Raw genomic sequence first — 21,761 nt, 5'->3', positions numbered from 1 at the left:
AGGATAGCAATGCCTTCATCGCTTTTTTGGGCATGGACTTGAGGGTCGATGACTCGGGAAAAAAGACGGGGAGTCGCAGTCTGACCAAGAAAGGGGATCCGGAAATACGGCGTCTGGCCCACAACTCGGCCATGGCTGCCTGTCGTTCAGCGACCTGGAAACCATTTTATGAAGGGTACCTGGCCAGAGGATTCAAGAAGACTCAGGCCTTGGTAATTCTTGCCCGAAAACTCGCACGGGTGGCGTTCGCCCTGATGAAAAACCAGAGCGAATACCAACCGAATCGGCCGTTGCAGGGTTGTCCTGCAACATAGAATCTCCCACATTATTTTCGTCACCCGCAAATGTTTCTGCGCCCTCTCAATCCCTCGCTACACTCCGTCTAATACTAAGGTCGTCTGGAACCTGTTCCGTAGCCGCATACAGTGGATACGTACCAATAATAAAAAAGCTGTGCTGCGAGGATAAAAACAATGAACGACAGCATTTACCTCTCGATTCAAAACAGCCCGCGTTTCAAGGAGCTGGTAAGAAAAAGGGAAAGGTTCGCCTGGATTCTCTCGGCGATCATGCTAGGGCTGTACTCCGGATTCATCCTGTTGATCGCCTACGGGCCACAAGTACTGGGGGCTAAACTCAGCCCCGGCTCATCCATCACCTGGGGCATCCCCATCGGGGTCGGGCTGATTGTCTCGGCCTTTGTCCTCACCGGCATCTATGTGCGACGCGCCAACGGCGAATTCGACGACCTGAACAATGCGATTCTCAAGGAGGCTGCGCAATGATCCGTCGTCTATTGGCTGTATTCGGCGCTTCGGTCTTTGCACCCGCTGTTTGGGCGGCGGATGCATTGACCGGTGAAGTGCACAAACAACCGCTGAATATCGCAGCGATCCTGATGTTCGTGGCCTTTGTCGGCGCGACGTTGTGCATTACCTACTGGGCGTCCAAGCGCAACAAGTCGGCGGCCGACTACTATGCGGCCGGCGGCAAGATCACCGGTTTCCAGAACGGCCTGGCGATTGCCGGCGACTACATGTCGGCCGCATCCTTCCTGGGTATTTCCGCACTGGTGTTCACCTCCGGCTACGACGGCCTGATCTACTCGATCGGCTTCCTGGTGGGCTGGCCGATCATTCTGTTCCTGATCGCCGAGCGCCTGCGTAACCTGGGCAAGTACACCTTTGCCGATGTGGCGTCCTATCGCCTCGGGCAAACCCAGATCCGCAGCCTGTCGGCCTGTGGTTCCCTGGTCGTGGTGGCGTTCTACCTGATCGCGCAAATGGTGGGGGCGGGCAAGCTGATCCAGCTGCTGTTCGGCCTCGACTACCACGTGGCGGTGATCCTGGTCGGGATCCTGATGTGCCTGTACGTGCTGTTCGGCGGCATGCTGGCGACCACTTGGGTGCAGATCATCAAGGCGGTGCTGTTGCTGTCCGGTGCCTCGTTCATGGCGCTGATGGTGATGAAGCACGTCAACTTCGATTTCAACATGCTGTTCTCCGAGGCGATCAAGGTTCACCCTAAAGGTGAAGCGATCATGAGCCCCGGCGGCCTGGTGAAAGACCCGATCTCCGCGTTCTCCCTGGGCCTGGCACTGATGTTCGGTACCGCCGGCCTGCCGCACATCCTGATGCGCTTCTTCACCGTAAGCGACGCCAAGGAAGCGCGTAAGAGCGTGCTGTATGCCACGGGCTTCATCGGCTACTTCTATATCCTGACCTTTATCATCGGCTTCGGCGCGATCCTGCTGGTCAGCACCAACCCGGCGTTCAAGGATGCAGCAGGCGCCTTGCTGGGCGGTAACAACATGGCGGCGGTGCACCTGGCCAACGCGGTGGGTGGCAGTATCTTCCTGGGCTTTATCTCGGCTGTGGCCTTCGCCACCATCCTGGCCGTGGTTGCCGGTTTGACCCTGGCCGGTGCTTCGGCGGTGTCCCATGACCTGTACGCCAGCGTGATCAAGAAAGGCAAGGCCAACGAAAAGGATGAGATTCGCGTATCGAAGATCACCACCATCGCCCTGGCAGTGCTGGCGATTGGCCTGGGCATCCTGTTCGAAAGCCAGAACATCGCGTTCATGGTCGGCCTGGCGTTCTCGATTGCCGCCAGCTGTAACTTCCCGGTGTTGCTGCTTTCCATGTACTGGAAAAACCTCACCACCCGTGGCGCGATGATTGGCGGCTGGCTGGGCCTGATCAGTGCCGTTGGCCTGATGATCCTGGGTCCGACCATCTGGGTCTCGATCCTGCATCATGAGAAGGCGATCTTCCCGTACGAATACCCGGCGCTGTTCTCGATGATCATTGCGTTCATCGGTATCTGGTTCTTCTCCATCACCGACAAGTCGGCGGCGGCAGAGAAAGAGCGCGCGCTGTACTTCCCGCAGTTTGTGCGTTCGCAGACTGGCCTGGGGGCGAGTGGGGCGGTTAATCACTAAGGTTGGAGCTGGATAAAGAAATGCCCCGGTCGAAAGGCCGGGGTATTTTTTTGTCTGGGGGTTATGAAGGTGCTTGTGCCAATGCCATCGGGGGCGAGCCCCCTCCCACAGTTAACCGAGTACATCATTTGGAACGCAGTTCAATGTGGGAGGGGGCTTGCCCCCGATGGCGGTAGATCAGGCGCCACAAATAAAAACGGCCTCCACTGAGGGAGACCGTTTTCGGTGCTGCTGAAAGGTGCTTACTTGCGATCTTCCAGCTTGGTAATGTCACGCGACTCGTAGCCGGTGTACAGCTGGCGCGGGCGGCCAATCTTGTACGGGCTGGAGAGCATTTCTTTCCAATGGGAGATCCAGCCCACGGTCCGTGCCAGGGCGAAGATCACGGTGAACATGCTGGTTGGAATGCCGATCGCCTTGAGGATGATCCCCGAGTAGAAGTCGACGTTCGGGTACAGCGAGCGTTCGATGAAGTACGGGTCGGTCAGGGCGATCTCTTCCAGGCGCATGGCCAGTTCGAGTTGCGGATCGTTGTTGATGCCCAGTTCCTTCAGCACTTCGTCGCAGGTCTGCTTCATGACGGTGGCGCGTGGGTCGCGGTTCTTGTAGACCCGGTGACCGAAGCCCATCAACTTGAACGGATCGTTCTTGTCCTTGGCCTTGGCGATGAACTTGTCGATGTTGGACACATCGCCGATTTCATCGAGCATGGTCAATACGGCTTCGTTCGCACCGCCGTGGGCAGGGCCCCACAGCGCGGCGATGCCGGCGGCGATACAGGCGAACGGGTTGGCACCCGAAGAGCCTGCCAGGCGCACGGTGGACGTCGAGGCGTTTTGCTCGTGGTCGGCGTGGAGGATGAAGATCCGGTCCATTGCCTTGGCCAGCACCGGGCTGATCGGTTTGATCTCGCACGGGGTGTTGAACATCATGTGCAGGAAGTTTTCCGCGTACGTCAGGTCGTTGCGCGGGTACATCATGGGTTGGCCCATGGAGTACTTGTAAACCATTGCGGCCAGGGTCGGCATCTTGGCAACCAGGCGGATCGCGGAAATTTCGCGATGCTGGGGGTTATTGATGTCGAGGGAGTCATGATAGAAGGCCGACAGGGCGCCGACCACGCCGCACATGACGGCCATCGGGTGGGCGTCGCGACGGAAGCCGTTGAAGAAGGTCTTCAACTGCTCGTGAACCATGGTGTGGTTCTTCACCGTGCTGACAAACTGGGCTTTTTGCTCGGCTGTTGGCAATTCGCCATTTAGCAGCAGGTAGCAGGTTTCCAGATAGTCCGATTTTTCCGCCAGTTGCTCGATCGGGTAGCCCCGGTGCAGCAGGATGCCATTGTCGCCGTCGATATAGGTGATCTTCGACTCGCAAGAGGCGGTCGACATGAAGCCTGGGTCGAAAGTGAAACGGCCCGTGGCCGTCAGGCCCCGTACGTCGATAACATCGGGACCAACGGTGCCGGTTAAAATGGGCAGCTCGACGGGGGCTGCGCCCTCGATGATCAACTGCGCTTTTTTGTCAGCCATGTGGCCTCCTATTTATGCTTCAAATCATCAGACAGACCCCCCACGCAGGGCCCGCACCACTATAGTGAGATAAATTCAGATGTCAATTTGCCTAAAGTCTTGCCCCAGAAGGCTTTAACCGGACTTTTTCCTCGAAATTGCCTGCCATTTACGCCTTTTATCCCGCCAGCGCAATCCGCTATTAGGGTGAGGTGCGCGCGTTGTCATTAGTAACCTAACTGTCTATACTCGGCCACCGACCGCCAAGGGCTTTTGGGCTTGCTTTCATTGGGGGTCGCACTCCCTGGGTGGTGCTTACCTGACCAGTCGCACTCCCCAACAACTTTGCCCTGATTGTTAGGGGCTCTTCAGTGTGAAAAAAAGCCGTGAATAGCCAACGACCTGTAAACCTAGACCTAAGGACCATCAAACTCCCCATCACCGGCGTTACGTCGTTCCTGCACCGTGTTTCCGGCATCATCCTGTTCCTGGGCTTGGGCATCATGCTTTATGCATTGAGCAAATCCCTGGGTTCCGAGGAAGGATACGCCGAGGTGAAGGCATGCTTGACCAGCCCGCTGGCCAAGTTCGTAGCATGGGGCCTCCTGTCCGCTCTGCTGTATCACCTGGTAGCCGGTGTGCGCCACTTGATCATGGACATGGGCATCGGTGAGACGCTGGAAGGCGGCCGCCTGGGCTCGAAAATCATCATCGCCATTTCCGTGGTGCTGATCGTTCTGGCAGGAGTTTGGATATGGTAACCAGCGTTACGAACCTATCGCGTTCGGGCCTCTATGACTGGATGGCGCAGCGTGTGTCTGCGGTCGTTCTCGCGGCTTATTTCATTTTCCTGATCGGATACCTCGTCGCAAACCCGGGCATTGGCTACGAGCAATGGCACGGGCTGTTTTCCCACAATGCGATGCGAATCTTCAGCCTGCTGGCCCTTGTAGCCCTGGGCGCTCACGCCTGGGTCGGCATGTGGACCATCGCGACCGACTACCTGACGCCGATGGCGCTGGGCAAGTCCGCGACCGCAGTCCGTTTCCTCTTCCAGGCAGTATGCGGCGTCGCGATGTTCGCTTACTTCGTCTGGGGTGTGCAGATTCTTTGGGGTATCTGATTCATGGCTAACATTCCAACTATTTCCTTCGACGCCATCATTATTGGTGGCGGCGGTGCCGGCATGCGCGCAGCGTTGCAGCTGGCCCAGGGCGGTCACAAGACTGCGGTGATCACCAAGGTATTCCCGACGCGCTCCCACACCGTGTCGGCCCAGGGTGGCATCACCTGCGCCATCGCGTCCGCCGACCCGAACGATGACTGGCGCTGGCACATGTACGATACCGTCAAGGGTTCCGACTACATCGGTGACCAGGACGCTATCGAATACATGTGTCAGGAAGGCCCGGCCGCGGTGTTCGAGCTGGACCACATGGGCCTGCCGTTCTCCCGTACCGAACAAGGTCGCATCTACCAGCGTCCATTCGGCGGCCAGTCGAAGGACTACGGTAAAGGTGGCCAGGCTGCCCGTACCTGCGCCGCGTCCGACCGTACCGGTCACGCGCTGCTGCACACCCTTTATCAGGGTAACCTGAAAGCCGGCACCACGTTCCTGAACGAATACTACGCAGTGGATCTGGTGAAGAACGCCGACGGTGCATTCGTTGGCGTGATCGCCATCTGCATCGAAACCGGTGAGACCACCTACATCCGCGCCAAGGCTACCGTTCTGGCGACCGGCGGTGCAGGTCGTATCTACGCTTCCACCACCAATGCCCTGATCAACACCGGTGACGGCGTCGGCATGGCACTGCGTGCCGGCGTGCCGGTGCAGGACATCGAAATGTGGCAGTTCCACCCGACCGGCATCGCCGGCGCCGGTGTACTGGTCACCGAAGGTTGCCGTGGTGAAGGTGGTTACCTGATCAACAAGCACGGCGAGCGTTTCATGGAGCGTTATGCTCCGAACGCGAAAGACCTGGCGGGTCGTGACGTCGTTGCCCGTTCGATGGTCAAGGAAATCATCGCCGGTAACGGCTGTGGCCCGAATGGCGACCACGTACTGCTGAAGCTCGATCACCTGGGTGAAGAAGTGCTGCACAGCCGCCTGCCGGGTATCTGTGAGCTGTCCAAGACCTTTGCCCACGTTGATCCGGTGGTTGCTCCGGTTCCGGTTGTTCCAACCTGCCACTACATGATGGGCGGCGTGCCGACCAACATTCATGGCCAGGCGATCACCCAGAACGCCGACGGCGTGGACGAGATCATCCACGGTCTGTTCGCAGTGGGCGAAGTGGCGTGCGTATCGGTACACGGTGCCAACCGTCTGGGCGGCAACTCGCTGCTCGACCTGGTGGTATTCGGCCGCGCGGCTGGCCTGCACCTGGAAAAAGCCCTGACCGACGGCATCGAATACGATGACGCCACCGACGCCAACATCGAGGCCGCCCTGGCGCGCCTGAACGCTCTGAACGAGCGCACTGATGGCGAAGACGTGGCAACCCTGCGTCGCGAGCTGCAAAACTGCATGCAGAACTACTTCGGTGTATTCCGTACCGGCGAATACATGCAGAAGGGTATTGCCCAGCTGGCCGATCTGCGTAAGCGCATCGCCAACGTCAAGATCAACGATAAGAGCCAGGCGTTCAACACCGCTCGTATCGAAGCCCTTGAACTGCAAAACCTGCTGGAAGTGGCTGAAGCGACTGCGATCGCCGCCGAGGTTCGTAAAGAATCCCGTGGTGCCCACGCTCGTGAAGACTTTGAAGATCGCGATGACGAAAACTGGTTGTGCCACACCCTGTACTTCCCGGGTGACAAGCGCGTAACCAAGCGTGCCGTGAACTTCTCGCCGAAGACGGTTCCGACGTTTGAACCGAAGATTCGGACTTACTAAGGGTGGCTGCCATGTTGAAAGTCAGTGTTTATCGCTACAACCCTGATCAGGACGCTGCGCCGTTCATGCAGGAGTTCCAGGTCGATACCGGTGGTAAAGACCTGATGGTGCTGGATGTATTGGCACTGATCAAAGAGCAGGACGAGGGGTTCTCCTATCGTCGCTCTTGCCGTGAAGGTGTTTGCGGTTCCGACGGCATGAACATCAACGGCAAAAACGGCCTGGCGTGCATCACGCCGCTGTCCGCCGTTGTCAAAGGCAACAAGCTGATCGTTCGTCCTCTGCCAGGTTTGCCGGTTATCCGTGACCTGGTCGTCGATATGAGCATCTTCTACAAGCAATACGAGAAAGTTAAGCCGTTCCTGCAGAACGACACGCCGGCTCCGGCCATCGAGCGTCTGCAGTCCCCTGAAGAGCGTGAAAAGCTCGATGGCCTGTACGAGTGCATCCTGTGCGCCTGCTGCTCGACATCGTGCCCGTCCTTCTGGTGGAACCCGGACAAGTTCCTGGGTCCAGCTGCCCTGCTGCAAGCGTACCGCTTCCTGGCAGACAGCCGTGACACCAAGACTTCCGAGCGCCTGGCTTCGCTGGATGACCCGTTCAGCGTATTCCGCTGCCGCGGGATCATGAACTGCGTCAACGTATGTCCCAAAGGCCTGAACCCGACTAAGGCCATTGGTCACATCCGTAACATGCTGCTGCAAAGCGGTGTGTAACTGACGTTGTAACAAAGCAGGACCGTTGTGCCCGTAAATGCTACGGCGCAGGCTTCAACCGGCGCCGTAGTTTTAACTTGAGCAGCGACTTACAAAGCCGCGGCTCTTATTTTGAAGAAATGAGACAAGCAGGGGCATTCGGGTTGGTACCCGAACTATCAGCGTGATCCTAAGTGGCTTGTTTTGGTCGCTGCACTTGGCCTTTTGCAAGCAAACTCGGTGTTTTCGCCGGTGGTGTCCCCAAATCGAGGGTGACCAAGCATGCAAGAAAGCGTGATGCAGCGCATGTGGAACAGCGGCTATCTTTCAGGTGGTAACGCTGCCTATGTGGAAGAGCTTTATGAGCTCTACCTGCACGACCCTAACGCTGTGCCAGAAGAATGGCGCACCAAATTTCAGACGTTGTCTTCAGACGGCAACGCTGCCACCGATGTATCGCACGCAACAATTCGCGATCAGTTCGTGCTGCTGGCAAAGAACCAGCGCCGCGCCCAGCCGGTTTCCGCCGGCAGCGTGAGCAGTGAGCACGAGAAGAAGCAAGTTGAAGTACTGCGACTGATCCAGGCCTACCGGATGCGTGGCCACCAGGCGGCCCAGCTTGACCCGCTGGGGCTCTGGCAGCGTCCTGCACCTGCTGACCTGTCGATCAATCATTACGGCTTGACCAATGCCGATCTTGATACGACCTTCCGTGCCGGCGACCTGTTCATCGGCAAAGAGGAAGCGAGCCTACGCGAAATTCACGAAGCGTTGCAGCAGACATATTGCCGCACCATCGGCGCTGAGTTCACGCACATCACCGATTCCGAGCAACGCCACTGGTTCCAGCATCGCCTGGAAGGCGTGCGTGGCCGTCCGGTATTGTCCGCCGACGTGCGCAGCCACCTGCTTGAGCGCGTGACCGCAGCCGAAGGCCTGGAAAAATACCTGGGTACCAAATACCCGGGCACCAAGCGTTTCGGCCTGGAAGGCGGCGAAAGCCTGATTCCGATGCTCGACGAGCTGATCCAGCGTTCCGGTTCCTACGGCACCAAGGAAATCGTGATCGGCATGGCCCACCGTGGTCGCTTGAACGTGTTGGTCAACACCTTCGGCAAGAACCCGCGTGAGCTGTTCGACGAGTTCGAAGGCAAGAAGAAGGTCGAGCTGGGTTCCGGTGACGTTAAATACCACCAGGGCTTCTCGTCCAACGTGATGACCACCGGCGGTGAAGTTCACCTGGCCATGGCCTTCAACCCATCCCACCTGGAAATCGTTTCTCCAGTGGTCGAGGGTTCGGTCCGTGCTCGCCAGGATCGTCGTAACGACACCACTGGTGAAAAGGTCCTGCCGATTTCCATCCACGGTGACGCGGCATTCGCCGGTCAAGGCGTGGTCCTGGAAACCTTCCAGATGTCGCAGACCCGCGGCTTCAAGACCGGCGGTACCGTTCACATCGTCATCAACAACCAGGTTGGCTTCACCATCAGCAACCCGTTGGACGCGCGTTCCACCGAGTACGCCACCGACGTTGCCAAGATGATCCAGGCGCCGATCCTCCATGTGAATGGCGATGATCCGGAAGCCGTGCTGTTCGTGACCCAACTGGCTGTCGACTACCGCATGCAGTTCAAGCGTGACGTGGTGATCGACCTGGTTTGCTACCGCCGTCGCGGTCACAACGAAGCCGACGAACCAAGCGGCACCCAGCCGTTGATGTACCAGCAGATCACCAAGCAGCGCACCACCCGTGAGCTGTATGCCGAAAGCCTGACCAAGGCCGGTATCGTTGACGATGAACGTGTTCAGGCGAAGATCGATGAATACCGCAACGCGCTGGACAATGGTCTGCATGTCGTAAAAAGCCTGGTCAAGGAGCCGAACAAAGAGCTGTTCGTTGACTGGCGTCCGTACCTGGGTCACACCTGGACGGCGCGTCACGACACCTCGTTCGATCTGAAGACCCTGCAGGAACTGTCCGCCAAGCTGCTGGAAATTCCGGAAGGCTTCGTGGTGCAGCGCCAGGTTGCGAAGATCTACGAAGACCGTCAGAAGATGCAAGCCGGCGGCCTGCCGATCAACTGGGGTTATGCCGAAACCATGGCGTACGCGACCCTGGCGTTCGAAGGTCACCCGATCCGCATGACCGGCCAGGACATCGGCCGTGGTACGTTCTCGCACCGTCACGCGGTTCTGCACAACCAGAAAGACGCAAGCACCTACGTTCCGCTGAAGCACCTCTACGAAGGCCAGCCACGTTTCGACCTGTACGATTCGTTCCTGTCCGAAGAAGCCGTACTGGCGTTCGAATACGGTTACTCGACCACCACGCCGAATGCGCTGGTGATCTGGGAAGCTCAGTTCGGCGACTTCGCCAACGGCGCCCAAGTGGTTATCGACCAGTTCATCACCAGCGGCGAGCACAAGTGGGGTCGCCTGTGCGGTCTGACCATGCTGCTGCCACATGGCTATGAAGGTCAGGGCCCTGAGCACTCCTCGGCTCGTCTGGAGCGTTACCTGCAGCTGTGCGCCGAGCACAACATCCAGGTGTGCGTGCCGACCACCCCGGCACAGATCTACCACTTGCTGCGTCGCCAGGTAATCCGCCCGTTGCGCAAGCCGCTGGTAGTGCTGACGCCGAAGTCGCTGCTGCGTCACAAACTGGCCATCTCGACCCTGGAAGATCTGGCGGATGGCTCGTTCCAGACCGTTATTCCAGAAATCGACACGCTGGACCCGGCCAAGGTGACTCGCCTGGTGCTGTGCAGCGGCAAGGTCTACTACGACCTGCTGGAAAAACGCCGTGCCGAAGGCCGCGAAGACATCGCCATCGTGCGTATCGAGCAGCTTTATCCGTTCCCGGAGGACGACCTGATGGAGGCCATCGCGCCTTACACCAACCTCACTAACGTGGTGTGGTGTCAGGAAGAGCCGATGAACCAGGGCGCGTGGTACAGCAGCCAGCATCACCTGCGTCGCAGCATCGGTAACCACAACAAGGCCCTGGGCCTGGAGTACGCCGGCCGTGATGCTTCCGCTGCACCTGCGTGTGGTTATGCGTCGATGCACGCCGAGCAGCAGGAAAAACTGCTGCAAGATGCTTTCACTGTTTAACGCCTTCGCGCTGACTGAAACCGAATTTTAAGGACCCACAGATAATGGCTATCGAAATCAAAGCCCCGTCATTCCCGGAATCGGTTGCCGATGGCACCGTTGCCACCTGGCACAAGAAACCAGGTGAGGCCGTCAAGCGTGACGACCTGATCGTCGACATCGAGACCGACAAAGTCGTGCTGGAAGTGTTGGCCGAAGCTGACGGCGTGCTGGGCGCAATCGTTGCCGAAGAGGGCGCTACCGTTCTGTCGAACCAGGTACTGGGCTCGATCGAAGAGGGCAGCGCTGCCGCTGCTCCTGCTGCCGCTGCTGCACCGGCCGCCGCTTCGGCGCCTGCCGCCGCTCCGGCTGCTGGCGCAGAAGATCCAATCGCTGCACCGGCTGCTCGCCAGTTGGCTGAAGAAAACGGCATCAACCTGGCGTCCATCAAAGGCACCGGCAAAGACGGCCGTGTGACCAAGGAAGACGTGGTCGCTGCTGTTGAAGCCAAGAAAAACGCTCCGGCTGCCGCGCCTGCCAAGGCTGCTGCCCCGGCTGCCGCTGCGCCTGTGTTCGCTGCCGGCGACCGCACCGAGAAGCGTGTACCGATGACCCGCGTGCGTGCCACCGTGGCCAAGCGCCTGGTTGAAGCACAGTCGAACATGGCGATGCTGACCACTTTCAACGAAGTCGACATGACCGAAGTCATGGCCCTGCGTTCGAAGTACAAGGATCTGTTCGAGAAGTCCCACAACGGCGTGCGCCTGGGCTTCATGTCGTTCTTCGTGAAAGCGGCCACCGAAGCGCTGAAACGCTTCCCGGCAGTCAACGCTTCGATCGACGGCGGCGACATCGTTTACCACGGTTATGCAGACGTCGGCGTTGCCGTGTCCAGCGACCGTGGCCTGGTGGTTCCGGTCCTGCGTAACGCCGAGCTGATGAGCCTGGCCGAAATCGAAGGCGGCATCGCCGGCTTCGGCAAGAAAGCCCGTGACGGCAAGCTGACCATCGACGAGATGACCGGTGGTACCTTCACCATCACCAACGGTGGTACCTTCGGTTCGATGATGTCGACGCCGATCGTCAACCCGCCACAAGCCGCGATCCTGGGCATGCACAACATCATCCAGCGTCCGATGGCCATCAACGGCCAAGTCGTGATCCGCCCAATGATGTACCTGGCGCTGTCTTACGATCACCGCCTGATCGATGGTAAAGAAGCCGTGACTTTCCTGGTGACCATCAAGAACCTGCTGGAAGACCCGGCTCGTCTGCTGCTGGATATCTGATAGAAGCAGCTGCAGGCTTCAAGTGACAGATTGCCGGATAAGGCAGTTGGGCTTGGGGCTTGCGGCTTGAAAGCTTGCTGCTAAATAGAGGAACTATTTTCATGTCGCAGAAATTTGACGTTGTAGTGATTGGTGCGGGTCCTGGCGGCTACGTTGCCGCCATCAAGGCCGCACAACTGGGCCTCTCGACTGCTTGCATCGAAAAATACACCGACAAGGAAGGCAAACTGGCACTGGGCGGTACTTGCCTGAACGTCGGTTGCATTCCTTCCAAGGCGCTGCTGGACAGCTCCTGGAAATTCCACGAAGCCCAGGACGGCTTCGCGATCCACGGCATCAACCATGCCGGCGTGACCATGGACGTGCCAGCAATGGTCGGCCGTAAAGCCAACATCGTTAAAGGCCTGACTTCCGGCGTTGCGACCTTGTTCAAGGCCAACGGCGTGACTTCCCTGCAAGGCCACGGCAAACTGCTGGCCGGCAAGAAAGTTGAAATCACCAAGCCGGACGGTTCGGTAGAAATCATCGAAGCCGAGAACGTGATCCTGGCCCCAGGTTCGCGTCCAATCGACATTCCACCGGCTCCGGTTGACCAGAACGTGATCGTTGATTCGACCGGCGCCCTGGAATTCCAGGCCGTGCCTAAGCGCCTGGGCGTGATCGGCGCTGGCGTGATCGGCCTGGAACTGGGTTCGGTCTGGTCCCGCCTCGGTTCCGAAGTGACCGTGCTGGAAGCCCTGGACACGTTCCTGCTGGCTGCCGACACCGCAGTGTCCAAGGAAGCGCTGAAAACCCTGACCAAACAAGGTCTGGACATCAAGCTGGGCGCTCGCGTGACCGGCTCTAAGGTCAACGGCGAAGAAGTCGTCGTGACCTACACCGACAAGGATGGCGAACAGACCATCACGTTCGACAAGCTGATCGTAGCCGTTGGTCGCCGTCCGGTGACCACCGACCTGCTGGCTTCCGACAGCGGCGTGAACATCGACGAGCGTGGCTTCATCCACGTTGACGATCACTGCGCTACCACCGTTCCTGGCGTCTACGCCATCGGTGACGTGGTTCGCGGCATGATGCTCGCGCACAAGGCTTCCGAAGAAGGCATCATGGTGGTCGAGCGCATCAAGGGTCACAAGACCCAGATGAACTACGACCTGATCCCATCGGTTATCTACACCCACCCGGAAATTGCATGGGTCGGCAAGAACGAACAGCAGTTGAAAGCTGAAGGCGTTGAAGTTAACGTCGGCACCTTCCCGTTCGCCGCTTCTGGCCGTGCCATGGCAGCCAACGACACCGGTGGTTTTGTCAAAGTCATCGCTGATGCCAAGACTGACCGCGTATTGGGCGTCCACGTGATTGGCCCAGGCGCAGCAGAACTGGTTCAGCAGGGCGCGATCGGTATGGAATTCGGCACCAGTGCCGAGGACATCGGCATGATGGTCTTCTCCCATCCGACCCTGTCCGAAGCGCTGCACGAAGCCGCGTTGGCAGTGAATGGCCATGCCATCCACATCGCCAACAAGAAGAAGCGCTAAGCGAGATAATAAGAAACCACGGCGGAGTTGCCCGTCGTGAGCCTTGCGCGCAAGACTCACCGCGGAATATCCGCTGGACGCAGTCTTGCGCAGCTTTACGGGCCTTGAGCCCCGCAAGTTGCGCAAGCAGCAGTCACAGGTGGCGCGGCACTCATAATGAGCGCAGCGCCGAATGCGCAGTACCTAACGAAGACGGTAAAAAGCATGAATCTTCACGAGTATCAGGGTAAGCAGCTGTTCGCTGAATACGGCCTGCCAGTTTCCAAGGGCTACGCAGTAGACACCCCGGAAGCAGCAGCAGAAGCTTGCGACAAAATCGGCGGCACCGAGTGGGTTGTCAAAGCCCAGGTCCACGCTGGTGGTCGCGGTAAAGCGGGCGGCGTTAAGCTGGTTCGCAGCAAAGAAGACGCCAAGGCCTTCGCACAGCAGTGGCTGGGCAAGCGTCTGGTGACTTACCAGACTGATGCCAATGGCCAGCCAGTCACCAAGATCCTGGTTGAATCGTGCACTGATATCGCTAAAGAGCTGTACCTGGGCGCTGTCGTTGACCGTTCGAGCCGTCGCATCGTGTTCATGGCTTCCACCGAAGGTGGCGTGGACATCGAGAAGATCGCTCACGAAACCCCAGAAAAAATTCTGAAAGCCACTATCGACCCACTGGTTGGCGCCCAGCCATTCCAGGGTCGCGAGCTGGCTTTCCAGCTGGGCCTGGAAGGCAAGCAAGTTGCCCAGTTCGCCAAGATCTTCGTAGGTCTGGCCAAACTGTTCCAGGATCACGATCTGGCCCTGCTGGAAGTGAACCCGCTGGTGATCAAGGCTGACGGCGATCTGCACTGCCTCGACGCCAAGATCAACATCGACGCCAACGCCATGTACCGTCAGCCTAAGCTGAAGACTTTCCACGATCCGTCCCAGGACGATCCGCGCGAAGCGCACGCTGCCAAGTTCGAACTGAACTACGTAGCCCTGGAAGGTAACATCGGTTGCATGGTCAACGGTGCCGGCCTGGCCATGGGTACCATGGACATCGTCAACCTGCATGGCGGCAAACCAGCCAACTTCCTCGACGTGGGCGGTGGTGCTACCAAGGAACGCGTAACAGAAGCCTTCAAGATCATCCTGTCCGACTCCAACGTCGCTGCAGTACTGGTCAACATCTTCGGCGGCATCGTTCGTTGCGACATGATTGCCGAAGGCATCATCGGTGCAGTGAAAGAAGTCGGCGTTAAAATCCCGGTTGTTGTTCGCCTTGAAGGCAACAACGCTGAACTGGGCGCTAAAGTACTGGCAGAAAGCGGTTTGAACATCATCGCGGCTACCAGCCTGACCGACGCTGCTCAACAAGTTGTCAAAGCTGCGGAGGGCAAATAATGAGCGTCCTGATCAATAAAGACACCAAAGTTATCTGCCAGGGTATTACCGGTTCGCAAGGTAGTTTCCACACCCAGCAAGCCATCGAATACGGCACCAAGATGGTTGGCGGCGTAACTCCGGGCAAAGGCGGCACCGAGCACCTGGGCCTACCAGTGTTCAATACCGTGAAAGATGCTGTAGCTGCCACTGGCGCCACCGCCAGCGTGATCTACGTTCCAGCTCCTTTCTGCAAGGACTCGATCCTGGAAGCGGCATTCGGCGGCATCAAGCTGATTGTGTGCATCACCGAAGGCATTCCTACCCTGGACATGCTGGACGCTAAAGTTAAGTGCGACGAGCTGGGCGTAGTCCTGATCGGCCCTAACTGCCCAGGCGTGATCACTCCAGGCGAATGCAAGATCGGCATCATGCCAGGTCACATTCACTTGCCAGGTAAAGTCGGTATCGTTTCCCGTTCCGGCACCCTGACGTACGAAGCTGTGAAGCAAACTACTGACGCCGGTTTCGGTCAGTCGACTTGCGTCGGCATCGGCGGTGACCCGATCCCGGGCTCCAACTTCATCGATATCCTGAAGCTGTTCCAGGAAGACCCTAAGACCGAAGCGATCGTGATGATCGGTGAGATCGGCGGTTCGGCTGAAGAAGAAGCGGCTGCCTACATCAAGGCACATGTGACCAAGCCGGTTGTTTCCTACATCGCTGGTGTGACTGCCCCTGCGGGCAAGCGCATGGGCCATGCTGGCGCAATCATCTCTGGCGGCAAAGGCACTGCAGACGAGAAATTCGCTGCACTGCAAGACGCAGGCGTTAAAACCGTGCGTTCGCTGGCAGACATCGGCAAGGCCTTGGCCGAGCTGACCGGTTGGGCTGTCAAGTAAGCCTCGCGCTTAGCTGACGCTTTACCAGCAAAGGCCACCTTCGGGTGGCCTTTGTGCGTTCTGGATGTATTCGATCCAATGTGGGACGGGGCTTGCCCCCGATAGCGGTGTGTCAGCCAATGAGGGTGTGACTGAACCACTGCCATCGGGGGCAAGCCCCCTCCCACAATTTTGTTTGTATAGCCAAAATAAGTATGAAAACGCGACATCAAGATGTCGCTTATCGGACAGTCCGCCCCGCAACAGTGCGTTTGTCAGCCTAATTCTGTACCCTAACCGCCTCTTTATGCGTCCGCCTCCCAAAAGGAAGCTGCGCGCTAGACGGTCGGTGCCCATAAGGGCCGGCAGCATTTCCCTCATCCATAGGGAATCCCTCTCTAAATTCCGATTCAGTAGTGTGGTATTTCCTCAAATGAAAGTGTTGAAAAGCCAGGACATCCTGGCGTTGGGCTTCATGACCTTCGCCCTGTTCGTGGGCGCCGGCAACATCATCTTCCCGCCTATCGTTGGTTTGCAGTCCGGGCCTCATGTCTGGATGGCGGCGCTGGGCTTCCTGATCACCGCCGTTGGCCTGCCGGTGGTCACCGTGATCGCCCTGGCCAAGGTCGGTGGCGGCATGGACGCGCTGAGCAGCCCGATCGGCAAGATCGCCGGTGGCCTGCTCGCGGCGGCGGCGTATCTGGCGGTAGGGCCGCTGTTCGCCACCCCGCGTACCGCGACCGTTTCGTTTGAAGTGGGCCTGGCGCCGCTGACCGGCGAAAGCCCGCTGGCGCTGTTCCTCTACAGCTCGGTGTATTTCCTGGTGGTGTTCTTTGTCTCCCTGTACCCAGGCCGACTGCTGGACACCGTGGGTCGCTTCCTGGCGCCGCTGAAGATCATCGCCCTGGCCATCCTCGGCATTGCCGCGTTTGCCCTGCCGGCAGGTGAGGTGGGTGTCGCCACCCCGGAATACGTCGCCGCACCGTTCTCCCAGGGCTTTATCAATGGTTACCTGACCATGGATACCCTGGGTGCGCTGGTGTTTGGCATTGTGATCGTCAACGCGATCCGTTCCCGTGGTGTCGAATCGCCCAAGCTGATCACCCGCTACGCGATCATTGCCGGGTTGATTGCCGGCGTCGGTCTGGCGCTGGTGTATGTCAGCCTGTTCCGCCTCGGGTCGGGCAGCCATGAAGTCGCTGCCGGCGCTGCCAATGGCGCCGCAGTGCTGCACGCTTATGTTCAGCACACCTTCGGTTCCCTGGGCAGTGGGTTCCTGGCTGTATTGATCTCCCTGGCATGCCTGGTCACTGCCGTCGGCCTGACCTGCGCGTGTGCCGAGTACTTCAGCAAAATCCTGCCGCTGTCCTATAAGACCCTGGTAGTGATCCTGGCGCTGTTTTCGCTGTTCGTGTCGAACCTGGGCCTGACCAAGCTGATTGCGTTCTCGATCCCGGTACTCACCGCGATCTACCCGCCGTGCATCGTGCTGGTGGCCTTGAGCTTCTGCAAAGGCTTCTGGCAGGAGCAGGGCCGAATCGTCGGGCCGGTGATGCTGGTGTCGTTCATCTTTGGTTGTATCGACGCGCTCAAGGGCGCAGGCCTGGCAGGCTGGATGCCTTCGCAACTGGCGAACCTGCCGCTGAGCGAGCAAGGCCTGGCGTGGCTGGTGCCGTCGGTGATGACGCTGGTTGTGGCGGTCGTCATTGATCGCATGCTGGGTAAGCGCAGCGAAGCCATCGCATAACAAACGGGTTTCATGCAGTACGGAAATGCCTCGTATCAATCGATACGGGGCATTTTTTTTGAGCGGCGGGCGGTGTCTTTTTCTTTGCGCTAACGTCGAACAGACGCAAAAAGTTTTTCAATCTCCTTTCTGCAAGGACCCGCATGTCGTTCGTCGAAGCCAATCAGATCCACCTGCTTGCCGCCCTCTGGTTCATCCTGTGCTGGGGCGGCTACACCCGTTATGCCACCTGGAAAGCCCGAGACACCGCGTGCCTGGCCAGCGTGCTGCATTTGTACCGCGAGGACTGGATGCGCCGCATGCTGCTGCGCGACAACCGGATTGCCGACGCCAGCGTGATCGGCAACCTGGAGCGTAATGCCTCATTCTTCGCCTCCAGCACCTTGATCATCCTCGCCGGCATTCTCACGGTGCTGGGGGCTTCGGAGCGGGCGGTGTCATTGCTGGCGGACATACCCATGGTGCAGCAGGCCTCCCAGGGCATGTCGGAGATCAAGCTGCTCTGCCTGGCGCTGGTCTTCGTCTATGCCTTCTTCACCTTCAGTTGGTGCATGCGCCAGTACAACTTTGCCGCGGTGCTGGTCGGGTCGGCACCGATGATCGGTGAGCGGCATGTGTCGGAGCAGGAGCGCAAGGCGTTTGCCCTGCGTGCGGCGCGAGTGATTTCCATGGCCGCCAACCAGTTCAACTTTGGCCTGCGTTCTTATTACTTCGGCATGACCATGCTGGCATGGTTCGTCAGCCCCTGGCTTTTCATGTTGATGAGTGCCGGGGTGGTGTTTGTGTTGTATCGCCGGGAGTTTCATTCCGACGTACTGCAAGTGATGGTGTATACGCAGACGGATACACCGATGCCTGAGTCCGCCAAAGAGGAGATTTAATGCGTGACGCGCTGAGTTAAAAACAACAGGCAAAGTAAAGCCCGCTATATAAGCGGGCTTTCTTTTTGCAGCGAAGCTATTTCATGCCGCGGTATCAGGAACCGGTGGCAGGAGTAGCTGGTGCTGCTTCTTTTGCGGCGGCGTCGTTCGATTCAGCCTGAGCTTTGGCAGCATCGGCGTTTTCTTTCGCAGCGTCGTTCACTTTATCCTGAGCTTTCGCCATGTCTTTTTGAGCTTGCTCAGAATGCGCTGCGGCATCTTGGGCTTTGTCTTCGGATTTCTTGTCGCAAGCAGCGAGACCGAGGGCAGCGGCCAACATCATGGAAATAGCTAAAGTCTTACGCATGGGGTGTTTCTCCTTAGTGAAGATATCTACTGGCCTTTCGAGCATGGCCGTTCAGCATTAGTTCCTTTTATTCCGCAGATATATAAACAACGACCTCAAAGGAACTTTCGCCCGCACCGTCTATTTCGCCCATCAACACTAATAAGAGTCTGCAAAGAATGACCAAAAATCCCTTGTTAGAGCGCGCGACGCGCTTTGTCTCGGCCTTGCGCCATTGTCAGGTGCTGGGTATCAGCGTTCATCATGCCAGCGAGGAGGGCATCACGTTGGCCATGCCTTACGCCCCGCAGTTGGTGGGTGATCCCCAGACCGGCGTGATCCACGGTGGCGCGTTGACATCCTTGATGGATACCGCCTGCGGCATGGCCACCCTGTGTGTCCTGCCGGAGTTCGAGGTCTGCCCGACCCTGGACCTGCGTGTCGACTATATGCATCCCGCCGAGCCGCATAAGCCGGTATATGGTTTCGCCCAGTGCTACCGGGTGACCACCGACGTGATCTTCACCCGTGGTTTTGCCTACCAGGACGACCCGCAACAACCCATCGCCCATGTGGTGGGCACCTTCATGCGCATGGGCAAGCGTCTCAAGGGCACCCAAGGGTTGGGGCGCGCGATCAAGGGAGAGCAGGCATGACCCATCGATTCAAGACCCTCCTGGAACAGGCTCATCAGCGCGGCAGCTACGAGGCGCTGCTGGACCTGATCCCCTACGCCAAACTGATCGGGATCGAATGCACCCGGCTGGGGGATGAATTGCTGTTTCGCCTGCCGGCCCACAAGGACAATATTGGTAACCCCATATTGCCGGCGCTTCACGGCGGGGTGATTGCCGGCTTCATGGAGCTGGCAGCGGCGTTGCACCTGCTGGTGTTTACCGGAGCGCCGGGCCTTCCGAAAATCATCGATTTCTCCCTCGATTACCTGCGCGCCGGCCAGTTCCGCGACACTTACGCCAAATGCCAGGTGTGGCGCCAGGGCCGACGGGTGGCGAATGTGGCGATCACCGCCTGGCAAACCACCGCCGCCGAGCCCATCGCCACCGCCCGTGCGCATTTCAAGATCGAGGACGTGGTCCGCCCTTGAAATCCTGCTCTTAGCCCCCAACTTTGATGACAACCCGCCGCCAACCCTTCAGGGCGCGGCCACTGCCATCCAATTGGAGTTTGATGACCATGAGTGTGGAAACTCAAAAGGAAACCCTGGGCTTCCAGACCGAGGTGAAGCAACTGCTGCACCTCATGATCCATTCGCTGTATTCCAACAAGGAAATCTTCCTTCGCGAATTGATCTCGAACGCCTCTGACGCTGTCGACAAATTACGTTTCGAAGCCCTGTCCAAGCCTGAACTGCTGGAAGGCGGCGCGGAACTGAAAATCCGTGTGAGCTTCGACAAAGACGCCAATACCGTCACCCTCGAAGACAACGGTATCGGCATGAGCCGTGAAGATGCGATCACCCACCTGGGGACCATCGCCAAATCCGGTACCGCCGACTTCATGAAAAACCTGTCCGGCGACCAGAAGAAAGATTCGCACCTGATCGGCCAGTTCGGTGTGGGCTTCTACTCGGCCTTCATCGTGGCCGACAAGGTTGAAGTGTTCAGCCGTCGTGCCGGCCTTGACGCCAGCGAAGGCGTGCACTGGGCTTCCAAGGGCGAGGGCGAATTTGAAATCGCCACCATCGACAAGGCTGACCGTGGTACCCGCATCGTCCTGCACCTTAAATCCGGTGAAGACGAGTTTGCCGACGGCTGGCGCCTGCGCAATATCATCAAGAAGTACTCCGACCATATCGCCTTGCCGATCGAGCTGCCGAAAGAACAAGCGGCTGCCGAAGGTGAAGAGAAGCCTGCCCAGGAATGGGAAACCGTCAACCGCGCCAGTGCCCTGTGGACCCGTCCGCGTACCGAGATCAAGGACGAGGAATACCAGGAGTTCTACAAGCACATCGGCCACGACTACGAAAACCCGCTGAGCTGGAGCCATAACAAGGTCGAAGGCAAGCTGGAATACAGCTCGCTGCTCTACGTGCCGGCCCGTGCGCCGTTCGACCTGTACCAGCGTGAAGCGCCGAAAGGCTTGAAGCTGTACGTGCAGCGCGTGTTCGTGATGGACCAGGCAGAGTCGTTCCTGCCGCTGTACCTGCGCTTTATCAAGGGCGTGGTCGACTCCAATGACCTGTCGCTGAACGTGTCGCGGGAAATCCTGCAAAAAGACCCGATCATCGATTCCATGAAGTCGGCGCTGACCAAGCGCGTGCTCGACATGCTGGAAAAACTGGCGAAGAACGAGCCAGAGCAATACAAGGGTTTCTGGAAAAACTTCGGCCAGGTCATGAAAGAAGGCCCGGCGGAAGATTTTGCCAACAAGGAAAAAATCGCCGGTCTGCTGCGCTTTGCTTCCACCCAGGGTGAAGAGGGCGAGCAGGTGGTGTCCCTGGCCGAGTACCTGGCACGTGCCAAGGAAGGCCAGGACAAGATTTACTACCTGACCGGCGAAACCTACGCACAGGTCAAGAACAGCCCGCACCTGGAAGTCTTCCGCAAGAAAGGCATCGAAGTGCTGCTGCTGACCGACCGTATCGATGAGTGGCTGATGAGCTACCTCAATGAGTTCGACGGCAAATCCTTTGTCGACGTGGCCCGTGGCGACCTGGACCTGGGTAACCTGGACTCCGAGGAAGAGAAGAAAGAAGCCGAGGAAGTCGCCAAGGCCAAAGAAGGCCTGGTTGAGCGGATCAAGGCGTCCCTGGGCGATGCCGTCAGCGAAGTGCGGGTTTCCCATCGTCTGACCGATTCCCCGGCGATCCTGGCCATCGGCGAGCAGGACCTGGGCATGCAGATGCGCCAGATTCTCGAAGCCAGCGGCCAGAAGGTCCCGGACTCCAAACCGATCTTCGAATTCAACCCGGCTCACCCGTTGATCGAGAAACTCGACGGCGAGCAGAGCGAAGAGCGCTTTGGCGACCTGTCCCACATCCTCTTCGACCAGGCGGCCCTGGCCGCTGGCGACAGCCTCAAGGACCCGGCCGCCTACGTGCGCCGACTGAACAAGCTGTTGGTTGAACTGTCGGTTTGATACCGTTGTAGAA

Annotated in this window: 19 protein-coding genes; 17 read left to right on the top strand and 2 right to left on the bottom strand. The window is 58.5% G+C overall.

Translation table 11 applies throughout. From position 1 onward, the window contains the following. The 3 genes from BM416_RS29680 to BM416_RS29670 all read left to right on the top strand — a co-directional run. The coding region (locus tag BM416_RS29680) for a transposase (RefSeq protein ID WP_139237791.1) at positions 1-314 on the top strand (314 nt) is incomplete at its 5' end. A gap of 159 nt (positions 315-473) precedes the next feature. Next, positions 474-785 carry a DUF485 domain-containing protein gene (locus BM416_RS29675; protein WP_027607054.1) on the top strand — a complete coding sequence of 104 codons (312 nt, stop codon included), beginning with the start codon at positions 474-476 and terminating at the stop codon, positions 783-785. Beyond that, complete coding sequence (locus tag BM416_RS29670; RefSeq protein ID WP_057014104.1) at positions 782-2,440, top strand: cation acetate symporter; 1,659 nt, start codon at positions 782-784, stop codon at positions 2,438-2,440. Before BM416_RS29675 ends, BM416_RS29670 begins: the two co-directional genes overlap by 4 nt. Positions 2,441-2,682: 242 nt before the next feature. Here BM416_RS29670 and gltA read toward each other — a convergent pair whose 3' ends face one another. Continuing rightward, positions 2,683-3,972 (bottom strand): citrate synthase, encoded by a 1,290-nt coding sequence (gene gltA / locus BM416_RS29665; RefSeq protein ID WP_003222994.1) that lies wholly within the window; start codon positions 3,970-3,972, stop codon positions 2,683-2,685. 365 nt (positions 3,973-4,337) lie between these two features. Here gltA and sdhC point away from each other — a divergent pair, with 365 nt between their 5' ends. The 11 genes from sdhC to BM416_RS29610 all read left to right on the top strand — a co-directional run bounded on the left by sdhC (position 4,338) and on the right by BM416_RS29610 (position 18,324). Further along, complete coding sequence (gene sdhC / locus BM416_RS29660) at positions 4,338-4,712, top strand: succinate dehydrogenase, cytochrome b556 subunit (RefSeq protein WP_003172804.1); 375 nt, start codon at positions 4,338-4,340, stop codon at positions 4,710-4,712. Continuing rightward, positions 4,706-5,074 (top strand): succinate dehydrogenase, hydrophobic membrane anchor protein, encoded by a 369-nt coding sequence (sdhD, locus tag BM416_RS29655; protein ID WP_003172805.1) that lies wholly within the window; start codon positions 4,706-4,708, stop codon positions 5,072-5,074. Before sdhC ends, sdhD begins: the two co-directional genes overlap by 7 nt. A gap of 3 nt (positions 5,075-5,077) precedes the next feature. Beyond that, positions 5,078-6,850: a succinate dehydrogenase flavoprotein subunit gene (gene sdhA / locus BM416_RS29650; RefSeq protein WP_092490346.1), complete on the top strand. Its 1,773-nt coding sequence runs from the start codon at positions 5,078-5,080 to the stop codon at positions 6,848-6,850. A gap of 11 nt (positions 6,851-6,861) precedes the next feature. Next, on the top strand, positions 6,862-7,566 hold the full coding sequence (locus BM416_RS29645; protein WP_003172807.1) for a succinate dehydrogenase iron-sulfur subunit: 705 nt from the start codon (positions 6,862-6,864) through the stop codon (positions 7,564-7,566). Positions 7,567-7,827: 261 nt separating this feature from the next. Next, positions 7,828-10,659: a 2-oxoglutarate dehydrogenase E1 component gene (locus BM416_RS29640; protein ID WP_027607058.1), complete on the top strand. Its 2,832-nt coding sequence runs from the start codon at positions 7,828-7,830 to the stop codon at positions 10,657-10,659. A 44-nt stretch (positions 10,660-10,703) separates the two neighbouring features. Then, a complete protein-coding gene (gene odhB / locus BM416_RS29635) occupies positions 10,704-11,927 on the top strand; it encodes a 2-oxoglutarate dehydrogenase complex dihydrolipoyllysine-residue succinyltransferase (protein ID WP_092490345.1) in 1,224 nt (407 codons plus the stop codon). A gap of 101 nt (positions 11,928-12,028) precedes the next feature. Further along, complete coding sequence (gene lpdA, locus BM416_RS29630; RefSeq protein WP_065924490.1) at positions 12,029-13,465, top strand: dihydrolipoyl dehydrogenase; 1,437 nt, start codon at positions 12,029-12,031, stop codon at positions 13,463-13,465. A gap of 204 nt (positions 13,466-13,669) precedes the next feature. Beyond that, positions 13,670-14,836 carry an ADP-forming succinate--CoA ligase subunit beta gene (gene sucC / locus BM416_RS29625; RefSeq protein WP_003233235.1) on the top strand — a complete coding sequence of 389 codons (1,167 nt, stop codon included), beginning with the start codon at positions 13,670-13,672 and terminating at the stop codon, positions 14,834-14,836. Then, positions 14,836-15,717 (top strand): succinate--CoA ligase subunit alpha, encoded by an 882-nt coding sequence (gene sucD / locus BM416_RS29620; RefSeq protein ID WP_003172813.1) that lies wholly within the window; start codon positions 14,836-14,838, stop codon positions 15,715-15,717. The genes sucC and sucD overlap by 1 nt, the downstream gene beginning before the upstream one ends. Before the next feature lie 412 nt (positions 15,718-16,129). Continuing rightward, the gene (brnQ, locus tag BM416_RS29615) at positions 16,130-17,443 is read left to right on the top strand and encodes a branched-chain amino acid transport system II carrier protein (RefSeq protein ID WP_092490344.1); all 1,314 of its coding nucleotides are present in this window, start codon (positions 16,130-16,132) and stop codon (positions 17,441-17,443) included. A gap of 143 nt (positions 17,444-17,586) precedes the next feature. Next, positions 17,587-18,324 (top strand): DUF599 domain-containing protein, encoded by a 738-nt coding sequence (locus BM416_RS29610; protein ID WP_092490343.1) that lies wholly within the window; start codon positions 17,587-17,589, stop codon positions 18,322-18,324. Positions 18,325-18,418: 94 nt separating this feature from the next. On the opposite strand, the gene BM416_RS29605 is transcribed toward BM416_RS29610, so the two are convergent. Then, positions 18,419-18,670 (bottom strand): hypothetical protein, encoded by a 252-nt coding sequence (locus BM416_RS29605; protein WP_090407089.1) that lies wholly within the window; start codon positions 18,668-18,670, stop codon positions 18,419-18,421. 158 nt (positions 18,671-18,828) lie between these two features. Here BM416_RS29605 and BM416_RS29600 point away from each other — a divergent pair, with 158 nt between their 5' ends. The 3 genes from BM416_RS29600 to htpG all read left to right on the top strand — a co-directional run bounded on the left by BM416_RS29600 (position 18,829) and on the right by htpG (position 21,748). Then, positions 18,829-19,305, top strand: coding sequence for a PaaI family thioesterase (locus BM416_RS29600; RefSeq protein WP_092490342.1), 477 nt, complete (start codon positions 18,829-18,831; stop codon positions 19,303-19,305). Beyond that, positions 19,302-19,754 (top strand): PaaI family thioesterase, encoded by a 453-nt coding sequence (locus BM416_RS29595; protein WP_092490341.1) that lies wholly within the window; start codon positions 19,302-19,304, stop codon positions 19,752-19,754. Before BM416_RS29600 ends, BM416_RS29595 begins: the two co-directional genes overlap by 4 nt. An 89-nt stretch (positions 19,755-19,843) precedes the next feature. Then, the gene (gene htpG, locus BM416_RS29590) at positions 19,844-21,748 is read left to right on the top strand and encodes a molecular chaperone HtpG (RefSeq protein WP_065947272.1); all 1,905 of its coding nucleotides are present in this window, start codon (positions 19,844-19,846) and stop codon (positions 21,746-21,748) included. Positions 21,749-21,761: the final 13 nt, after the last annotated feature.

This window comes from Pseudomonas sp. NFACC42-2 (assembly GCF_900116055.1).
Classification (GTDB): domain Bacteria; phylum Pseudomonadota; class Gammaproteobacteria; order Pseudomonadales; family Pseudomonadaceae; genus Aquipseudomonas; species Aquipseudomonas marginalis.
This window is presented reverse-complemented; position numbering and strand designations above follow the sequence as displayed.

What these genes read in the sequence shown, in the direction of transcription:
- BM416_RS29675 (WP_027607054.1), top strand. Translation starts at nt 474, where the DNA reads ATGAACGACAGCATTTACCTCTCGATTCAAAACAGCCCGCGTTTCAAG.
- BM416_RS29670 (WP_057014104.1), top strand. Translation starts at nt 782, where the DNA reads ATGATCCGTCGTCTATTGGCTGTATTCGGCGCTTCGGTCTTTGCACCC.
- gltA (WP_003222994.1), bottom strand. Translation starts at nt 3,972, where the DNA reads ATGGCTGACAAAAAAGCGCAGTTGATCATCGAGGGCGCAGCCCCCGTC.
- sdhD (WP_003172805.1), top strand. Translation starts at nt 4,706, where the DNA reads ATGGTAACCAGCGTTACGAACCTATCGCGTTCGGGCCTCTATGACTGG.
- sdhA (WP_092490346.1), top strand. Translation starts at nt 5,078, where the DNA reads ATGGCTAACATTCCAACTATTTCCTTCGACGCCATCATTATTGGTGGC.
- BM416_RS29645 (WP_003172807.1), top strand. Translation starts at nt 6,862, where the DNA reads ATGTTGAAAGTCAGTGTTTATCGCTACAACCCTGATCAGGACGCTGCG.
- BM416_RS29640 (WP_027607058.1), top strand. Translation starts at nt 7,828, where the DNA reads ATGCAAGAAAGCGTGATGCAGCGCATGTGGAACAGCGGCTATCTTTCA.
- odhB (WP_092490345.1), top strand. Translation starts at nt 10,704, where the DNA reads ATGGCTATCGAAATCAAAGCCCCGTCATTCCCGGAATCGGTTGCCGAT.
- lpdA (WP_065924490.1), top strand. Translation starts at nt 12,029, where the DNA reads ATGTCGCAGAAATTTGACGTTGTAGTGATTGGTGCGGGTCCTGGCGGC.
- sucC (WP_003233235.1), top strand. Translation starts at nt 13,670, where the DNA reads ATGAATCTTCACGAGTATCAGGGTAAGCAGCTGTTCGCTGAATACGGC.
- sucD (WP_003172813.1), top strand. Translation starts at nt 14,836, where the DNA reads ATGAGCGTCCTGATCAATAAAGACACCAAAGTTATCTGCCAGGGTATT.
- brnQ (WP_092490344.1), top strand. Translation starts at nt 16,130, where the DNA reads ATGAAAGTGTTGAAAAGCCAGGACATCCTGGCGTTGGGCTTCATGACC.
- BM416_RS29610 (WP_092490343.1), top strand. Translation starts at nt 17,587, where the DNA reads ATGTCGTTCGTCGAAGCCAATCAGATCCACCTGCTTGCCGCCCTCTGG.
- BM416_RS29605 (WP_090407089.1), bottom strand. Translation starts at nt 18,670, where the DNA reads ATGCGTAAGACTTTAGCTATTTCCATGATGTTGGCCGCTGCCCTCGGT.
- BM416_RS29600 (WP_092490342.1), top strand. Translation starts at nt 18,829, where the DNA reads ATGACCAAAAATCCCTTGTTAGAGCGCGCGACGCGCTTTGTCTCGGCC.
- BM416_RS29595 (WP_092490341.1), top strand. Translation starts at nt 19,302, where the DNA reads ATGACCCATCGATTCAAGACCCTCCTGGAACAGGCTCATCAGCGCGGC.
- htpG (WP_065947272.1), top strand. Translation starts at nt 19,844, where the DNA reads ATGAGTGTGGAAACTCAAAAGGAAACCCTGGGCTTCCAGACCGAGGTG.